The organism is Culturomica sp. (assembly GCF_003524185.1).
Lineage (GTDB): Bacteria > Bacteroidota > Bacteroidia > Bacteroidales > Marinifilaceae > Culturomica > Culturomica massiliensis.
Genome location: NZ_DOED01000023.1, coordinates 125,471 through 143,793, shown reverse-complemented (window position 1 = coordinate 143,793; position 18,323 = coordinate 125,471). Strand labels below are relative to the sequence as shown.

Genomic DNA, 18,323 nt, shown 5'->3' with positions numbered 1-18,323 from the left:
TTCTTTTGTGTAGTCCGTACGGGAATCGAACCCGTGTTACAAGAATGAAAATCTTGCGTACTAACCCCTATACGAACGGACCGTATGTGTTCTTTTTTCTTGTAGTCCGTACGGGAATCGAACCCGTGTTACAAGAATGAAAATCTTGCGTACTAACCCCTATACGAACGGACCATTATTTGCTTTAGCGGATGCAAATATACGACATTTTTATTTCACACCAAAAAATAGCTATTTTTTTTTAGAAAAACACCTGCATATCATCTTCAAAATATTGTATAAAAGACATTTAGCAAGAAGAAGTATTTTTTTACTTTACAATTATTGATAAATAAACTATCTTTGAAAGCACAAATAACACGCCTTTAAAAAAGAATAAAACACCGTAAAATGGGGAAATTATATTTAATCCCGACTCCGGTCGGTAATTTGGAGGACATGACTTTAAGAGCCATCCGTCTGTTAAAAGAGGTAAATCTTATCCTGGCCGAAGATACCCGGACAACATCGACATTGTTAAAACATTACGATATAAATACACCTTTGCAATCTCATCATAAGTTCAATGAACATCAGCAGGTCGAAAGAATTGCCGAACGCCTGGAGAAAGGAGAAAATATAGCTTTGGTAAGCGATGCCGGCACGCCGGGAATTTCCGATCCGGGGTTTTTACTAACCCGGACCTGTATTGAACACGGCATCGAAACAGAATGTCTGCCGGGTGCGACAGCCTTTGTTCCGGCCCTTGTCAATTCGGGCTTTCCTTGTGACCGTTTCTGTTTCGAAGGTTTTCTACCACAGAAAAAAGGACGTATTAAAAGATTGACTGCTCTTACCGAAGAAAGCAGGACACTGATTTTCTATGAATCGCCCTATCGTCTTATAAAAGCACTCGAACAGATGGGAGAAATTTTCGGTACAAACCGGATGGCCTGTGTTGCCCGGGAAATCAGCAAAAAATTCGAAGAATTTAAAAGGGGTACATTTACCGAATTAATCGAATATTTTACGGAAAAAGGTGTTAAAGGTGAAATTGTCATCCTTGTAGAAGGCAAAAAGAGACATGATGACGAAGATGTTGAGGAGGAATAAATAAGTTCTAATTGCAGACATTTTCCCGCAAATCGGAGGGATTTCTATCCAAAATCGGAAATCTACAATTAAAATCCAGAGTTATTTACCATCGAAGCGATAAAAATAAAAGGAACTGCCTTTTCGGAAGCAGTTCCTTTTTATTTATAATAATTCACCGAATCAGTTATAGCTTATCTCCGTCAACCCGGACTTCAAGTATCAGATTCAATTTTATGGTAGCATCCGGTTTTATCTGAACAGGGACATCACCATTATTACTCGTCGCAGCCTTTACCTGTATTACGATATACTTCATACCATCGATATGACTGATGTTATCCGGAGTCAAACGAATCAGGTTATTACTTTCTGCTACCGTCACTTCCCCATTGTTTCCCACCACCGGAGCATCGATAAACCGATCGACTTTTACAGAATCCATACATGCATGATTTGCATCCAGCAACAAAAGATTTCCGTCCTTCAACTCAAGCGGCACACCGTTTTCTGCTTTTATCCGTATGGCAGCTTCCAATATCTTATCCGACAATTTCTCGTTCAGATCAACGTCAATAGTATCGTTAAATACCAGGTTTTTCGCTTTCAAATCCAAAGGGATCTCAATATAAGCGTCTACATTAGCATTCCCATCTCCCAAAACAACAACCTTTCCATTCCCGGGGTTGATGGTAATCGCTCCTCCGTATGTAATTTTATCCTTAGGAGGCAAAGAAAGTACATCATTGATATTGGAATTGCTTTTATCGTATCCCAGTGTTTCTTTATGGGCTTCGTTACCGTTATTCCAACCGGAAAATACCAGCGGATCGCCTGCAAATTCTTTTACTTTCCCATCACCATAGGCTGTAAATGCCATATTCACGGACATGGGTACTTTAAGTCCGTAATTTGTAACCGTCATTTCGATTTTAGCATCATTAAAACCGAATTCACCATTGAAGTTATTCCAGAAATCGATATCCAAATTAAATTCTCCCGGATCAATATCAATTACCCGGGGATCAATACCCCCTTCCAAGCGGGTAAAACGAACATCTTTCAATTCAAAAGCAAGTAACAAATCTCCTGCATTCGCAATAGTCTGACCCCCGTCGACACTTATCAACACATTCCATTTGATTTTATTTGCCTGCGCCGCCATGTCAAAAACCACCTCATCCAACTCCCACTCTCCCGTCTTTCCGTCAAGCCCAACAATAAAATCCTGTACGACAGGAGCACCGTCTGTTTTCACATTTTCCAATGTAAGCTTTACCCGATATGTAAAACCCATTGCCGGCAACACATAGGAGCAAATTACATTTCCCTCTATCCGGTCTATTGTTCCATCCTCAAATTCTATATTTTCCTCCTGATATCCGGATTCCGGAAACCGGATATCAATTCCCTCGTCCGGAATAACAACACCGCCAGGGATACTACCCATTGGCACCCGGGCAGTTAAAGTTGCTACCGTTTCAGGCAAATCGATTACTTTTTTGACATCAAAAGTATAGATACTGTCTTCCTGATAACGAATAACAATCTTGTCTTCTTTCAGTACAATATTCGCATCGGGATCGTTCTGTTCGACCAGTCCCCATACAGTATATGTTGCGGAGGCCACCGGCAGGGCAAAGCTGGGCTTCCAATTCTTAATTTCTTCTATATTACCGAATTTCAAAAGTTCTTCATCCCCACAAGCACCGAAAAGAAGACTACATACAACGATTACACCACAAAGATTTTTCAAAGATTTCATTTCAAATTCCTTTTTATGCTAAGATGCAAAAATATGTTAAAAGAAACAAATATGCAAATATTTACAAGAATATTATCACCGCTGTACTTTGTATTTAATCAAGCTTCCGTTATCAACACCGGCAAAAAGATAGAAATTGCCGTTATCGGCAAAAATGATGGAAAAAGGAGAATCTCCGTTAATCGGAAAACCCTCTGACATCCCGGATTTCAAATTCAGTAACATCATCTGACTCTTTACTTTATCAAGCAAACCGATTCGGACATCGACTCCTGAAAATCGATACACATAAGGGAAATCCAATCCTGCCGCATCCAATTCTTTCTCATAAAGACATTTTCCATTCAAATCGTAAACACTCAAACGATTACCGGAAGTAAATATAAAAACATCAGAACCGGCATTTATATCAGCGACATTGAAATGGAAACCGGACGCAGGACCGATGCAATTTACCTTTTCTACTTTTCCCTGAAAGTCGACAATATTTACAGCCCCGTCTTTTCCGGCAAATGCCAACACCATTTTACCGTTTCTACGTGTCAGGTAAAGCTCTGTATTTTCCCACAAGTCAAATACATTGGATATTTTTATCCGCTCCTTCCCTTTTCTATCCTGTATATACAAGCGGTATTGATCGGCATACACGATATAATCCTTATCCCCGATTCTATAATGATTCACCCGGGTAACGATATCCTTATCCGTCTTCCCACTTTTCCAATCTTTAATCAATTGCCCCCGAATGTCATACAAATATACCCGCCGGTCCGCACAAGGGACAAATATCCGGTAATTTTTATTTTTATCATAATCGTACAACGCCATTCCTGCTTTAGTATCAGCTTTCAGTGTTACCGGGAAATTGCCAACATATTCACCGTTACGATCCACCAAATGTAACCGGGAGGGCGTCGAAAACAGATATTGCAATTTCCCGTTACGGAAAGCATCGACCTGAACAACATCACTATTTATCGATTCTCCCAGTGCCAAACGCCACAAAACCCGTCCGGCATCATTCAACAAATAGACATCGTTGTTTTCATCCTGTACAAAAATCTCTCTTTCTCCGGTTACATGATTGGTCACCGGCACCGGCTTCATACTTATCCTTGCGCCCAATTTTGTTTGCCAAAGGAGATGCGGTTGTTTACGATCTTTGCTCTTTTCGGTACTCAGAAACGATGTATTATACAAAATTCCTCCCTCATTTGACCATTGCATAGCCAAAGCCGTAAACACCGACAATGCCTCTTCCCGTGATTGCATATATTGCTTCCAATCTTTCTTAACAACAGCTTTATAATAAGGCATCATCATTTCTGTATTTGCAAAATAAGCCAGATTGTATTTAGCCGACAATTTGATTTTAATTTTCTTAAACCAATCGGTATCCCGGATAAAATTGCGATGTACATAGCTTCGGATAAAATCTCCGATTACTTTCTCTGAGGAACCGAATATCAGGTAATTGTCCTGTATCAATACATATTTAGCCGGTATTCCTTCGAAAAGATATCCCCAGAAAACAGCAGGCATATCTTCTTCCGGACAAGTGTAATACGTAAATGACTGTTCCCGGTCTACAGCATATTTATGTACATAACGATCCGGATGCACATTTGTCAGGCGAGCGTGGTTTCCGATTATTTTCTCGATCCACGTCTTGCACAAACCGCCGGATTTCAACTCTGCAATCACAATGCCCTCGTTCCTGCTCTCTCTTTCATTAAATGCCATATTGACAAGTACGAATTCGCCTTGCAAAAGCTCTTTCAACTCAGTCTCATAATCTTTCCCCAACAATTTCGTATATTCCTGCTTCCGTTTGCGAATTTGTTCTATTAAACCCGCATTGTACCGGTAATTGTCCAAGGCCGTGAGGTAAGCCTTAAAATCACTTAAATTCAATACAAAAAACGACGCTACATCCGCAGGAATTATTGCATCTATACCCGCTTCCCCCGGCTTTTGCCCCTCCAGCGTCTTCATAAAAGAAGCTTCCAGGCCGGCATAATCCATAAAACCATTCAGACCGATTCCATCTTCCTGCAATTCACCGTCCAAAGCTCCCCATCTAAAGCACGAAGCGATATCCAGGTGCGGAAATAATTTTTTCGTCTGTATAAACATCGGCAATAAATCGGCAAAACAAGAGGCATTCAGAAATACATTCAAACCGGCTGAAGCCGAAAAATACTTATTGATTTGCTGAAATTGTGCCTGTTGCTCAATCCCTTCACTCTTTTGCTCGAATTGTTTTAATGCATCCTCTATATACAATTCAGAATCAGATAATAAGACCATACCTTCTTCTACAGCATAAAAAATCTCTTCTTTTTCAGCCTGCAAACTGTATATTTTATAACGATCATATTTCCGGAATGTCCCTGCACTTTTTCCAAAATTCTTTTGCAAAAAATCGACGATATCACTCCCGGAAAGAACATTTTTATTATCCATGACAAACAAAGACACCAACTTATCTTTGCCTTCGGTTCTGAGGGCCATAACTTTAGATGTGGAAGAAATCAAATCACTGTTGTTCAATGCATAAGCAGCCTTGTACAGCAATAATTTTTCCAATTCCTGTATATCGGAAGCAAAAGCTGTCTTAATTTTGGATGACAGAGCAACTCCCGGGTTGATATTTATCACTAACGCGGAATTGCAAGGGATGAATGAATCTTTGCTGTTATTTTGCAATTCGCCACGCTTATTAATATACCAAAGGGCATAAACAATCACGCCCCCGAACAATATTGCAAGTAACACCAACCAAAACCCCTTCTTCATAAATAGTACGTATTTAAACAGCAAATTTAAAAAATTATCGGGAAAAACAGAAGTAAAGAAGGGATATCCTGATAATCAACTACGGGACTTCGAAGATTTTTAGTAATATTGCAGCGTTACGAAAAAGCGAATGGGCACTCAAAGATAAAATAAAGCCTGATCAAAGGTATATGTAAGTAATTGTTCAAAATCAACTACATATTTCAATACTTTAAGCATCTGTACTCTAAGAGCCCACGAAAATATCAAATAAGTCAACGGACTTACAAATTAAAACCGACATGGATCAAAAAGAACTTTTACATTTATTGACCTGCCAGGGAGAAGAGGAGCAACAACTATATACCCGTGCCGCAGCACAACGCAATCAGGCTATCGGCAACGGAGTACACCTCAGAGGGTTGATCGAAATATCGAATATTTGCCGGAAAAACTGTTTATATTGCGGTATCCGCCACTCTAACCCGAATGTAAACCGATACGAACTAACCGATGAAGAAATTCTGGAGGCAGCCCGTTTCGCCTGGCAACACAATTACGGTTCAGTCGTTTTGCAAGGCGGGGAACGAACGGACAAAACCTATGTCAACCGGATCACCCGGCTCTTACAAGAAATAAAACGTCTCAGCAATAATCAACTCGGCATCACGCTTTCTCTGGGAGAACAAGATAAAGCTACCTACCAACGTTGGTTCGAAGCAGGAGCGCATCGTTATCTCTTACGTATCGAAACATCCAACTCTCAACTTTACCGTAAAATCCATCCGGCGGATTCTTTACACAATTTTGCTACCCGCCTCCAATGCCTCGAATATTTGCAGGAATGCGGCTACCAAACCGGAAGCGGTGTAATGATCGGACTTCCTTTCCAAACAACAGAAGATCTGGTCAATGATTTATTATTTTTAAAGTCTATCGATATCGACATGGTCGGAATGGGACCTTATCTGGAACATCAAGACACACCGCTTTATTCAAACCGGGAAGTTCTACTACCGATATCAGAGCGATTACGTCTTAGCTTACACATGGTCGCTGCTTTAAGGCTTATGATTCCGGATATAAATATCGCTGCAACAACGGCCTTACAAGCCATCGACTCTCTGGGCAGAGAAAAGGCTTTAGCTGCGGGAGCCAACGTTATCATGCCCAATATAACCCCGGAAAGCAACCGGAAAAATTACAAGCTCTATTCCAACAAACCGTTTTCGGATGAAGGTGCAGAAGAAATATTACGGCAACTGATTGAAAGTTGTGCTTCTTACGGATGCCGTGTTAATCTCGGCGAATGGGGAGATTCAAGACACTGGCATACTAAAAACCGGAAATAATTATAATATAACCGGCTGTTTTTATTGTAAATCATCTGACAAACCGATGCGTTGTCAGACTTATTTATGGTAAAGCTGTAAATCAAAAGCCGATGATCAAGTAGCAGGCAACATAGAGCGGAAAGGTTCGAAGGCAGCAAGAATGACCAAACCGCCTAATATCGTAATAATAATTCCGGAAACCCGGTTAATTGTAACCAATACTCTCAATTTAAACTTTTTCCGGAAAACATTCACGATTGTGGAAAGTGTATACCACCACGCACTTCCTCCTAACAATACACCGATCAGCAACATGATCTCTGTTGAAAAGGTCGGCGTTTCTCCCAATACAGATGTTCCTGCAAAAACAGCCATAAAAACGACTACTGTAACCGGATTTGATACGGTTAAAAAGAACAGGGACAAAAAATCTCCCAACAATCCTTTTTTCGTTACTCTACGACGGGCTTTTATCTGTTTCAGAGGATTGGCAAAATAGATATTCAATCCCATAATAAGCAAAAATATCCCCCCTACAATCTGCAGAATTACTTCATGAGTTTTGATTGTATTAATCACAAACCCCAAACCAAAAGCAGCGACGGTCGCATAAAAGAGATCCGCACAAGCAGCTCCCATTCCGGCGATAAAACCCGATAAGGCCCCCTTGTGTAATGTTTTCTGAATAATCAAGACACCCATAGGACCCAACGGAACCGAAACCATCAGTCCAATCAGCATCCCTCTGAAAATATATACGACATCATACATACGGTCCTAATTTTAACTCATTATAATTCTACATTATCGGATGAAAAACGACTTAAAATCGTATCATCATTTATCTCTTTCGATAAAGATTCGATCGTATTCATCGGTACGTCGAACAAATCCAAAATCAATAAGCCATCTAAACACATATTAAATTTCGGATCGATATTAAAACCGACAATACGGGCATTCAGCGAAATATATTTCTTTAACAAAATCGGCAATTTATCGCTGGAAGGCTCTATATCGCCGATCATCTTATCCAAAACGGTGATATTGTTCTGAGAAGCATCCAACATGACATCCACATCCGGATCCTTTGTCTCCACCCGGTATTTACAACGAGGAGAGATATAGCGTGCCAATTCATTGTTATAATGATTCCGGATAATAAATTTCATGATCAATTCTTTCGAAACGTCCGTATATTTCCCACTAATTGTTACAGGACCTATTAAGTAACGGTATTCCGGATTTTTAATCAGAAAATATAAAATTCCTTTCCATAACAAAAACAAAGGTAAGGGTCTACGCTGATAGTCTTCAACAATAAAGGAACGTCCTAATTCTATCGACTCGTATAATACCGGTAACATCGCTTTTTTTATTTTAAAAAGCGTATTGATATAAAATCCTTTAATTCCATAACGATCGATAATTTCTTTGCCTTTACCCACCCGGTAAGCACCGACAATTTTATCCGCATCATTATCCCATATAAACAAATGAAAATAATAAAGATCAAACTCATCCAGATCGATACTCCGGTTTGTACCCTCTCCCACTGCGCGGAAAGTAACTTCCCGAAGACGTCCTATTTCGTTTAAGATATTGGGGATTTTTATCGAAGGCGCACAATATACACTATAATTTTTCATATTGAACAGAAGATAATCTTCTGCAATATCCTGTATTTCCTTTTTCAGTACAGCGACTTCCGCAGCAACAGCTATCGGCTCCGCTTTCGGCTCCGCTTTCGGAGACTTCAAGAAAAAATCTTTCACTTCCAAAGAAGAACCCAACAAATAGGTTTTAGCCCGCAAAAATTTACCGTATTGTACAATATCCGTAAAAGAATTCTGGGTTTCCACAGTAATCGGATTTCCGATTCTCAATTTTATAATCCGATTCTTTTTATTCAGCAACTCAGAAGGCAGCTTCACAGTTCTCAACATGGGATGAATCAAGCCCAGCATATGGAACAGCAAACTGTTAGAGCCTTTAAAATAAATAGGGATAACGGGTACATTCGCCTTCTTTATCAGTTTCAATACGGAAGGCCCCCATTCTTTATCTTCAACATTATTTGAATCAGCCTGATAGGCAGACACTTCTCCGGCAGGAAACAAACCCAAAGGTTTTCCTTCTGACAGGTGCCGCAAGGCTTCCTTTATTCCTCCGGTACTCGATATACTCTTGCGATTTTCAAAAGGATTAACCCCCAAAAAGTAATCTTTAATCGGTACTATTTTCTTTAATAAGAAATTAGCCATCACTTTATAATCCGGCCGTACCTTACTCAACAATTTAATCAGAATAATACCGTCAAGCCCACCGAAAGGATGATTGGAAATTGTAATAAAGGCTCCGTCTGCAGGTATTTTCTGAAAATCTTCTTCATTAATTTCAATCGTTACCCCCAGAGCCTCAATCAACCGATCCAGAAATGCATTCGGATCTTCATCATATACATCTGAATATAATTTATTTATTTTATTCAACCGCATGATGTACATTACCATGCGAGCGACTAAACTTCCCCCGAACCGGTTCAACCCATCAGATGCCTTCAATAAATCACTCGTTTCAATTAAATTCATAGCATTGTTCTTAATGTCTCCATACCCGACCGATCCTATTCTCTCACTTAATAATCATTTCTTTCACCACGTTTTCGCCTAATCGTGTATTTAATGCTGCGATTACCCCTTCTTTTACCATCATAATTTCATTCCGAACGACAGCAGAAGTAAACGATACAAACAACTTGCCCTCCGTCATATAAATATTTTTTGTCCGGGAGGCAATCATTCCACCGACGACTTCCGGCCAGATTTCCGACACTTCATACTCTTTGAGCTTACTTTCCAAGCCCAATTGCTTCAACACCTGGCCGACCAATTCATCCAATTTTTGCGTTTTTCCCTGACTTATCATAGTCTGTTATCTGGTTTTGCAAATATAACACTAATCTTCCCCGAACCTCTTAGTTATCTGCAAAATTAACAAATATCCCGTCTTCTACCCGGAATAAAGAGTAATCTTTATGCTGGGACATTAACATTTTATCGACATGGCCGCGATTGGTATCTGTAATAAATACCTGTCCGAAAATATCTCCTCCGACAAGATGAATAATCTGCTGCACCCGTCCGGCATCCAGTTTATCAAAAATATCATCCAACAAAAGCAATGGCTTAACCCCGCTTATACGATATAACCATACATACTGCGCCAGTTTCAAGGCAATCAAAAATGTCTTTTTCTGCCCCTGCGACCCTATTTTTTTTACATCGTATCCGTCGATTTTCATCGTCAGATCATCGCGATGAATTCCAACCGTCGTATACCCCAATACAGCATCCCGCGCCAGGTTTTCCCGCAATGCCTCACAGACATTCTCCACCTTAACGGAACTATTGTATTCAAGAACTACTTTTTCTTTTCCCGAAGAGATCAACTCGTAATATTGTTGAAAGACGACTTTAAATTCATCCAGGAACTGCCGTCTTTTTTTCAGAATTTCTTCTCCATGATCCGCCAATTGTTCATCCCAGATTTCTATGACGTCTGCCTCCGGAATTTTGCCTGCCGTGTTTTTCAGAAGCATATTCCGTTGCATCAATGCTTTATTATAACGGATCAGCCGGTACATATAATCCCGGTCACATTGACTGATGATCCCGTCAATTAACCGCCGTCTTCCTTCGCTGCCCCCTTCAATCAAAGCAACATCTTCCGGAGAAATCATCACCAAAGGCAACAACCCGATATGTTCCGATAACTTGTCATATATCTTCTGATTTTTTCTAAACACCTTCTTTTGTCCCCGCTTTACCCCACAATAAATATCAATATCCTCACCTTCCTGGCGTTCGTATTTGCCCTGTAAAACAAAAAAAGGCTCCCCGTGCCGGATATTCTGGGAATCCGATACATTAAAAAAGCTTTTGCACATAGACAACTGGTAGATAGCATCCAACACATTGGTCTTACCGACACCATTGTTACCTATGAAACAATTGAAACCGGAACAGAAAGCCAAAGTAGCTTCTCCGATATTTTTAAAATTGACGATATTTAATTCTTTTAAGGTCATAGACCTCCTGCTTCTATTTGATATTCAAAAAGCTACAATCATATTCTCAGGAATCAACGAAAAGAAAAAACACTTTTGAAATCCCCTTCCGCTGCAAAGATATAAAAAACACACGGCTAACATCCTGTATATATAAGAAGAAAAACAAAAATAAATTCAATTTTTCATTTTCTGTTTTGAATTAAAAAACTACTTTTGCACGTTATAAATAAGTTAATCAAATCTGAAGGATTGCGAATTTTGCTAGATTCCGAATCCCATAACGGTAAATAGAATAATCATGTCAAAACAGAAGAAACACGAAGACAAGTTCGAGAACATTGAAGAGGCGTTAACCCGAGGAGAGCAATTTATCGAATCAAACCAAAAAGTACTGATTAATGCAGTCGTGGTGATACTCGTCCTCATAGCAGCTTTTTTAGGGTATAATAAATTTATCAAACATCCTCGTATAGAAGATGCTTCGAAACAAATATTCGGAGCTCAAAATTATTTCGAGAAAGATTCTTTCAACCTGGCTTTAAACGGGGACGGCAATGTAATTGGCTTTCTGGAAATTGCAGACAATTACGGCTCTACTCCTGCCGGTAATTTAGCCAAATATTATGCAGGTCTTTCCTATTTATATACCGGAGACTACAACAATGCCATCAAATATCTGGAGAAATTTTCTTCCGATGACTTGTTATTATCCAATATGGCCATTGCCAATATCGGAGATGCATACATGCAACTCGGTAATTATAAGAAAGCGGCAGAATACTATAAAAAAGCGACAGCTTCCAAAGTCAATGATTTTTCAACACCGATTTTCCTGATGAAAAATGCATTGGCATACGAAAAAGCGGAAGACTACGCTTCTGCTCTGAAAATTTACGAGCAGATAGAAAAAGAGTTTCCCAATGCACCGGAATCCCGGGATATTGAAAAATACATTACAAAAGCGCAAATGAATCTTAAAAAATAAGACATCACCTAAAAAAAAGCCCCGTTTGGGGCTTTTTTTTTGGCTTATATGTTAGCTTTGTGCAAAATATGTGTCAAACATGAAAAGATATTTCTCTGTGTTATTGATGTTGCTCTGCGCACATCTTCTTTCTGCCCAGTCCCTCGTTATTAACGGTTACATTGTCATCGACGATGACAGTTCCGAAGGAGCCCGCATTACCATACATAAAAACAACGAGAAACTCGAGGAAAAAAATATTTCCAAAAAAGGCAAATTCGACCTTAAATTCGGTTGGGACGCCGATTATAAACTATCTTTTGAAAAACCGGGATATATCACGAAAATTGTCAGCATCAACACGGATGTTCCACCCGAAATCGTAGAAACCAACCCGAATTTTCCACCTGTAAAACTAATCATCAATCTATTGCCTCAGGTAGAAGGAGTCGATCTGAGTATCTTTGAACAACCGATCGCTATATTATCCTACAATCACGAATTGGACGATTTCATCTTTGACAAGGAATATTCTTCCAAGATAAAGGATAAAATTGCACAGACAGAACAAAAGGTGCGGACAGAACTTGCCCAACGCGGAGCGGCTGCCCGGGAAAAGGAACGTCTGTTTGCCGAGTGGTGTAACAAAGGTCAGGCACATTTCGCCGCCCAAAAATGGCAGGATGCAATCGAGGCCTGGAGCGAAGCACTGAAAATAAAAACAGATGCGCAGGAAGTAAAGGAAAAAATCGAGATCGCCCGAAAAGAAAGCGAATTGGAAGCCGCCCGAAAAGCCGTCGAAGCACAAAACGAACGCAATTACCAATTGTTAATCAGTAGTGCGGACAGCCTGTTCCGACTACAAAACTACAACCCGGCCCGGGAAAAATATGTAGCCGCCCGCACAATCAAGAGTGCAGAATCTTATCCGATCCGGCAAATCGAAGAAATCGACAAATTATTAACCCAACTGGCCCAGGCGGAAAAAGCCGCTGCCGAACAAAAAGCATTACAGGAAAAATACAAAGGACTTATTGCAACAGCGGACCTGTCTATGCAACAAAAAAATTATGACGAAGCCGAATTAAAATACAAGGAAGCCCTGGCCTTGAATTTTGAAAAAGAATACCCGGAGAATCAATTAAAAAGTATAGCGGAAATACGGAAACAAGAGGCAGAGCAACAACGAATCGAAACAGAACTCAACAACAAATACGGCAAAATCATCGCCGAGGCCGACAATCATTTTGCCAGTAAGACATATGACAAAGCACTGGAAGGATACCGGCAAGCCGGTCTGATAAAGCCGGCGGAAGCCTACCCCAAAGAAATGATTACCAAGACAGAAAATGCTATCGCATTACAAGAGCAGCAAATAGCTGCAGAAGCCGAGAAACGTCGTCAGGAAGAGCAAAGGAAAGCCGCATTAATGGACAAATACAATAAAATTATTACTGACGCAGACGCAGCATTTAAAAGCGAAAACTATGCCATTGCACGTACGAGATATACAGAAGCGGTACAGCTCAATACCGGCTTAAGCTACCCGCAGGACCAGATAAAAGCGATCGACGGTATTGTCAATTCGACAAAATACCAGCAGAAGCTGACAGAATACAAGAAAAATAAAGAAATGGCGGAAAAAGCTGCTGCCGCCAAAAATTATGCTTCCGCTAAATTTTATTATCAAAAAGCCAGAGATATTTTGCCTATCGACAAAGACGATATTGAAAAACACATCGCCGAAATCGATCAGCTTATTGAAGCCGAACGTCTGGCTACGATCGAAAAAGAATACAAAAAGCAGATCGAAAAGGCTGATCAGGCATATAAAGACAAGTCGTATGCCATCGCCAAATTTTATTACCAAAAAGCTTTAGAGGTAAAAGAAAACGATCAATATGCCAAAGAACGTCTGGCAGAAGTGGAGAAAAACATCGGAGAAAGAACTGAAAAGACATTAGAACTATAAAAAGAAATAAACATGAAAACAATATACTGTTTATTCATTTTTGTATTGATTTCAATTCTCAGTGAAGCCCAATATTATCGTCGTGACGGTGGCTTCCGCCTGGGAGTAAATGCCCAGTATACCTACCCGCTTGGGGATTTCAGCGACGTAGCGAAAAACGGGTTCGGAGGCAATATATCCGGGAAATATCTCATCAACGATGTGATCGGTATCGGTTTTGAAACAGGCTACCACGCTTTCAAGCAAAGCGATAAAATGGATGTCCAATCAGCCAATCAAACGCACGAGACAAAATACAGGCTGATTCCGGTATTGGTGGAGGGGACTTTTTATATTCCGACCTGGGACCGTACGCTATTACCTTATTTAGGCGTACATTTCGGTGCATACATTACCAATATCAACATAAAGCAAAGCGATATTTACAGCCCTGAAAACAATGCAAAAGAAAACTTGTGGCGTTTTTCTCCGGGAGTCGGTGCACATATCGGCCTTTTAATCGAACTTTCCGAATACGTTGATCTGGATATAAAGATCCGGGGAGATTATGTACCGAAGATCAAAGAGGATTACGACCGGGACGAGTTAGGTAATAAAGGATATATCGGATTTAACAAAATGCTGAATATCGGAGGAAACATCGGATTACTATATAAATTCTAAAAACGGTCCCTGCTTCCTACCGGTACATCTCCGGTAAAATGAATTAAACGTCAAAATAAAAAAGTGCAAATGTTTCGACATTTGCACTTTTTTATAGTATAATCTTCAGTCACATTTGTTATTTCACTTCCCAGGTATCTCCGCTATTTAACAAATCATCCATGCAACGGATTTTAGAAATCTTTTTCACCTCTTCGATTTGTTGATCAAGAGCTTCATCATAAGTATGAGCCTCTACATCGCGGATAACTCCAAGAGCTACGGGAAATTCGGGAGCCTTCATATTCACCAGCATCCAGTGTAAGAACGGATTCGGATTATGGGCATCATGTACCAATATATCCTTTTCAGTTATACCGTCTTTACCGATCTCAACCACCTTCAATTCTCCGCTTTTAGCCAGCACTAAACCTTTGTCTTTATTTTTACCGAAAATCATCGGCTCACCGTGACGCAGGACAATCTGACGATCTTCTCTCAGCTCCTTATCGGTTATTGCACTATGGGCTCCGTCAGCAAAGATGACACAATTTTGCAATACTTCCACAACAGATGTTCCACGGTGCTTTACAGCTTCATCCAATATTTGCGTTGTCAGATTAACACTCGTATCTATCGACCGGGCAAAGAATTTTCCCTGTGCACCGATGCAAAGTTCTCCCGGATTAAAAGGATGTTCTATCGTTCCGTAAGGAGAGGTTTTTGTTTTTGTCCCCAGTTTTGTGGTAGGAGAATACTGACCTTTTGTCAAACCGTAAATTTCATTATTAAACAAAAGGATTGTAATATCTACGTTTCTCCGGATAGCATGGATAAAATGGTTTCCTCCGATAGCCAAAGCATCACCGTCACCCGATATTTGTAAAATATTCAGTTTCCGGTTCGCATTTTTAGCACCGCAGGCAATAGCTGCCGCACGTCCGTGAATCGTATGAAAACCGTAAGTGTTCATATAATACGGGAAACGGGAAGAACAACCGATACCAGATATTACAGCCCATGACTCCTTCGGATAGCCGAGTTCTGCCATCGCTTTTTGCACGGAATTTATGATACCGTGATCACCGCAACCGGGACACCATCTTATTTCCTGGTCACTTTTAAAATCTTTGGGAGTATATTTTAATTCGTCCATTTCAATCTTTGATTTTTAATTTTTGATGCCAAGCTTGGAATGCATGCAATCAATAATCGTAAATTTTTAATCTATTAGCTTTTCTCAAATTAATTTACCGATCTGCTCTTTCAGTTCTACCACCGTAAAAGGCAAACCCGCCACTTTATTGACTTGCAAATAATTGAACTGCGGGAATTTACTTCTCAAATATTTAGCGAACTGTCCGAGATTCAATTCACATACCACAATTTTCTTATAACGGGAAAATACATCGGCTGTATTTTTAGGCAACGGATTGATATAATTGAAATGAGCCAGACTGACATCTTTACCTTCAGCACGCATTTCCTTAACAGCCGAATACAAGTGACCGTAAGTACCGCCCCATCCTACTACCAACAGTTCGCCGCCCTCTGCATTTCCGTATACTTCCTGATTCGGAATATCATTGGCAATACGTTCTACCTTTTCTTCTCTCAAATCCGTCATAACCTGATGGTTCTCCGGAACATAACTGATCGTACCGGTAATATTCATTTTTTCCAAACCACCGATCCGATGCTCCAGTCCTTTCGTTCCGGGCAATGCCCAAGTTCTGGCCAATGTCTCCGGATCACGGGCATACGGCTTATAATCATCTCCTTCTTTCGCCAAACGTAATTTTATTTCCGGTAATTCAGACATCGAAGGTATCAACCAGGGTTGAGCTCCGTTTGCCAGAAATCCGTCTGTCAGCAATACAACCGGTGTCATGTGTTCCAAAGCTATTTTACCGGCGATAAAAGCATAGTCAAAACAATTGGCAGAAGTACTGGCTGCAATCACGGGCATCGGAGACTCTCCGTTGCGTCCGTATAAAGCCTGTAACAAGTCAGATTGCTCCGTTTTCGTAGGCAATCCGGTTGAAGGACCTCCGCGTTGAACGTCTACTATAACCAAAGGTAGCTCTGCCATGACAGCCAGACCACAAGCTTCGGATTTCAATGCCAGACCGGGACCGGAGGTTGTTGTACAAGCGAAATTACCAGCATAGCTGGCACCGATTGCCGTACAGATTCCTCCAATTTCATCTTCTGCCTGGTAAGTTTTCGCTCCCAGATCCCGACGTAAAGCCAGTTCATGCAATATATCCGTAGCCGGAGTAATCGGATAAGAACCGCAGAACAGAGGCAAACCTGCTTTTTCAGCAGCAGCCAGCAATCCCCAAGCCGTAGCTTTATTCCCCGTAATCGTCCGGTATTTCCCTTTTTCAATAGTAGCCGGAGCCACTTTAAAATGAGTTGCCAAAGCATGCACATTCGCTGCGTAATTATAACCGGCTCTCAACACAAGTTTATTAGCAGAAGCAATCGCAGGCTTTTTACCGAATTTAATATCAAAAAATGCTTCGGTATGTTCAACAGATTCCTCAAACATCCAATAAATCATTCCCAAGGCAAACATATTTTTACACCGGAGAATAGACTTTTGATCCAAACCCGTCTCCTTCAAAGCCTCAACCGTAAGCTCACTTACTTTCACCGGTATCAGGTTAAAGTCCGCCAACGACCCGTCTTCCAATGGATTAGACGTATATCCGGCTCTTTCAATATGCTTTTCTGTAAAAGCATCGATATCCAGAATAATGGTAGCTGCTTTTTTCACCCACCGTAAATTAGCTTTCAAAGCAGCCGGATTCATGGCAACAAGCACATCGGCGTAATCTCCCGGCGTAGTAATATGCTCTTCCCCGATGTGTACCTGAAAACCGGAGACACCCCCGACAGTACCTTGCGGCGCTCTGATTTCCGCCGGATAGTCCGGAAACGTTGCCACATCATTTCCAAATAAAGCAGCCGTATCCGAAAATTGCTGCCCTGTTAATTGCATCCCATCTCCCGAGTCTCCGGAAAAACGGATGACAACATCGTGTTTCTCGATAACTTTTGTCTCTTGACTCATGATTGAAAAGTAAGTTTGATATTTTAAATAATTTTAATGCTTTGATAGCTTATTTTATGTTGTAAAACATGGTAAAGGTAGCGAATCGTAAATACTAAACAAGTTTAATATGAACTATTTTTCCGCACGGATATCACATTGACTATCAACACAAAAACAGCTAAAAAGTCTCATTTACGAGGGGTATAAAATGGACCGGTTCTAAAGAAGGTAAAGAAAAAACGACTTTTTTTCAGTATTTTCCGCTTACGTTTGCGTAATTATCAGCAAAAAAGGAATTTTAGTTACAATCTATAACCTGAAATCTTTTCGATTTTTTGAATCGAAATAATATTATTTACGATATACAATTTAAAATGGAGTCATTATCTTTAAACAATTCTAATAAAATACATACTCATGGCCCGCTTCCTAAAAAACAAACAAAAATCGAAAGGTACAGCCCCCGGTTCTCTGATCTTTATCGGACGGCAAAAAATGGAGGACATAAAAATCAGGGTAGTACAATACAATAAAGATGAATTAAAAATCCTGCATCCGGATTTTTTTTCAGATATAAAGTCTTACCTGTCTGATGACCATATAACCTGGATATCGCTTTATGGGCTGCATAATACGGAATATATCAAAAACATGGGAGAAATTT

Annotated in this window: 13 protein-coding genes, 2 tRNA genes and 1 pseudogene; 6 read left to right on the top strand and 10 right to left on the bottom strand. The window is 40.3% G+C overall.

The window, feature by feature from the left end; genetic code table 11:
* Window positions 1-10 precede the first annotated feature (10 nt).
* Window positions 11-82 (bottom strand) — tRNA-Glu (locus DD657_RS08600).
* Between the two features lie 20 nt (window positions 83-102).
* A tRNA-Glu gene (locus DD657_RS08595) sits at window positions 103-174 on the bottom strand.
* 216 nt (window positions 175-390) lie between these two features.
* Here DD657_RS08595 and rsmI point away from each other — a divergent pair.
* Window positions 391-1,092, top strand: a complete 702-nt coding sequence (gene rsmI, locus DD657_RS08590; protein WP_021987989.1) for a 16S rRNA (cytidine(1402)-2'-O)-methyltransferase — start codon at window positions 391-393, stop codon at window positions 1,090-1,092.
* A 166-nt stretch (window positions 1,093-1,258) separates the two neighbouring features.
* Here rsmI and DD657_RS08585 read toward each other — a convergent pair whose 3' ends face one another.
* Window positions 1,259-2,836 (bottom strand): hypothetical protein, encoded by a 1,578-nt coding sequence (locus tag DD657_RS08585; protein ID WP_068691587.1) that lies wholly within the window; start codon window positions 2,834-2,836, stop codon window positions 1,259-1,261.
* A 75-nt stretch (window positions 2,837-2,911) separates the two neighbouring features.
* Entirely contained in the window at window positions 2,912-5,635 is a 2,724-nt protein-coding gene (locus DD657_RS08580; protein ID WP_287049579.1) for a WD40 repeat domain-containing protein, read from the bottom strand.
* Window positions 5,636-5,877: 242 nt separating this feature from the next.
* Between DD657_RS08580 and hydE the strand changes: the two genes are divergently transcribed.
* Window positions 5,878-6,966, top strand: a complete 1,089-nt coding sequence (gene hydE / locus DD657_RS08575) for a [FeFe] hydrogenase H-cluster radical SAM maturase HydE (protein ID WP_287049586.1) — start codon at window positions 5,878-5,880, stop codon at window positions 6,964-6,966.
* A gap of 96 nt (window positions 6,967-7,062) precedes the next feature.
* Here the strand turns inward: hydE and DD657_RS08570 are convergent, their stop codons facing one another.
* The 4 genes from DD657_RS08570 to recF are packed head-to-tail and all read right to left on the bottom strand — an operon-like array spanning window position 7,063 to window position 11,038.
* Window positions 7,063-7,719 (bottom strand): LysE family translocator, encoded by a 657-nt coding sequence (locus tag DD657_RS08570; RefSeq protein ID WP_021987985.1) that lies wholly within the window; start codon window positions 7,717-7,719, stop codon window positions 7,063-7,065.
* Window positions 7,720-7,739: 20 nt separating this feature from the next.
* Complete coding sequence (locus tag DD657_RS08565; RefSeq protein ID WP_021987984.1) at window positions 7,740-9,539, bottom strand: bifunctional lysophospholipid acyltransferase family protein/GNAT family N-acetyltransferase; 1,800 nt, start codon at window positions 9,537-9,539, stop codon at window positions 7,740-7,742.
* A 43-nt stretch (window positions 9,540-9,582) separates the two neighbouring features.
* The gene (locus DD657_RS08560) at window positions 9,583-9,876 is read right to left on the bottom strand and encodes a DciA family protein (RefSeq protein WP_021987983.1); all 294 of its coding nucleotides are present in this window, start codon (window positions 9,874-9,876) and stop codon (window positions 9,583-9,585) included.
* A 49-nt stretch (window positions 9,877-9,925) separates the two neighbouring features.
* Window positions 9,926-11,038 carry a DNA replication/repair protein RecF gene (gene recF / locus DD657_RS08555; protein ID WP_021987982.1) on the bottom strand — a complete coding sequence of 371 codons (1,113 nt, stop codon included), beginning with the start codon at window positions 11,036-11,038 and terminating at the stop codon, window positions 9,926-9,928.
* Between the two features lie 280 nt (window positions 11,039-11,318).
* Here recF and DD657_RS08550 point away from each other — a divergent pair, with 280 nt between their 5' ends.
* The 3 genes from DD657_RS08550 (at window position 11,319) to DD657_RS08540 (ending at window position 14,619) form a co-directional block, all read left to right on the top strand.
* The gene (locus DD657_RS08550; RefSeq protein WP_021987981.1) at window positions 11,319-12,005 is read left to right on the top strand and encodes a tetratricopeptide repeat protein; all 687 of its coding nucleotides are present in this window, start codon (window positions 11,319-11,321) and stop codon (window positions 12,003-12,005) included.
* Window positions 12,006-12,084: 79 nt separating this feature from the next.
* On the top strand, window positions 12,085-13,956 hold the full coding sequence (locus tag DD657_RS08545) for a hypothetical protein (protein ID WP_287049575.1): 1,872 nt from the start codon (window positions 12,085-12,087) through the stop codon (window positions 13,954-13,956).
* Between the two features lie 12 nt (window positions 13,957-13,968).
* A complete protein-coding gene (locus DD657_RS08540; RefSeq protein WP_021987979.1) occupies window positions 13,969-14,619 on the top strand; it encodes an outer membrane beta-barrel protein in 651 nt (216 codons plus the stop codon).
* Between the two features lie 118 nt (window positions 14,620-14,737).
* On the opposite strand, the gene DD657_RS08535 is transcribed toward DD657_RS08540, so the two are convergent.
* Together DD657_RS08535 and DD657_RS08530 are read right to left on the bottom strand one after the other, a co-directional pair.
* Window positions 14,738-15,754 (bottom strand): 2-oxoacid:ferredoxin oxidoreductase subunit beta, encoded by a 1,017-nt coding sequence (locus DD657_RS08535; RefSeq protein ID WP_021987978.1) that lies wholly within the window; start codon window positions 15,752-15,754, stop codon window positions 14,738-14,740.
* A gap of 84 nt (window positions 15,755-15,838) precedes the next feature.
* A complete protein-coding gene (locus DD657_RS08530; RefSeq protein ID WP_021987977.1) occupies window positions 15,839-17,677 on the bottom strand; it encodes a 2-oxoacid:acceptor oxidoreductase subunit alpha in 1,839 nt (612 codons plus the stop codon).
* Between the two features lie 399 nt (window positions 17,678-18,076).
* Here DD657_RS08530 and DD657_RS08525 point away from each other — a divergent pair.
* A pseudogene (locus tag DD657_RS08525) lies at window positions 18,077-18,323 on the top strand (magnesium/cobalt transporter CorA); the annotation flags it as partial.

Bases quoted from the DNA above. Each gene is read 5' to 3' on its own strand.
- DD657_RS08545 (WP_287049575.1), top strand. From the start codon at position 12,085: ATGAAAAGATATTTCTCTGTGTTATTGATGTTGCTCTGCGCACATCTT.
- rsmI (WP_021987989.1), top strand. From the start codon at position 391: ATGGGGAAATTATATTTAATCCCGACTCCGGTCGGTAATTTGGAGGAC.
- DD657_RS08585 (WP_068691587.1), bottom strand. From the start codon at position 2,836: ATGAAATCTTTGAAAAATCTTTGTGGTGTAATCGTTGTATGTAGTCTT.
- DD657_RS08535 (WP_021987978.1), bottom strand. From the start codon at position 15,754: ATGGACGAATTAAAATATACTCCCAAAGATTTTAAAAGTGACCAGGAA.
- DD657_RS08565 (WP_021987984.1), bottom strand. From the start codon at position 9,539: ATGAATTTAATTGAAACGAGTGATTTATTGAAGGCATCTGATGGGTTG.
- DD657_RS08570 (WP_021987985.1), bottom strand. From the start codon at position 7,719: ATGTATGATGTCGTATATATTTTCAGAGGGATGCTGATTGGACTGATG.
- DD657_RS08540 (WP_021987979.1), top strand. From the start codon at position 13,969: ATGAAAACAATATACTGTTTATTCATTTTTGTATTGATTTCAATTCTC.
- DD657_RS08580 (WP_287049579.1), bottom strand. From the start codon at position 5,635: ATGAAGAAGGGGTTTTGGTTGGTGTTACTTGCAATATTGTTCGGGGGC.
- DD657_RS08530 (WP_021987977.1), bottom strand. From the start codon at position 17,677: ATGAGTCAAGAGACAAAAGTTATCGAGAAACACGATGTTGTCATCCGT.
- DD657_RS08560 (WP_021987983.1), bottom strand. From the start codon at position 9,876: ATGATAAGTCAGGGAAAAACGCAAAAATTGGATGAATTGGTCGGCCAG.
- recF (WP_021987982.1), bottom strand. From the start codon at position 11,038: ATGACCTTAAAAGAATTAAATATCGTCAATTTTAAAAATATCGGAGAA.
- DD657_RS08550 (WP_021987981.1), top strand. From the start codon at position 11,319: ATGTCAAAACAGAAGAAACACGAAGACAAGTTCGAGAACATTGAAGAG.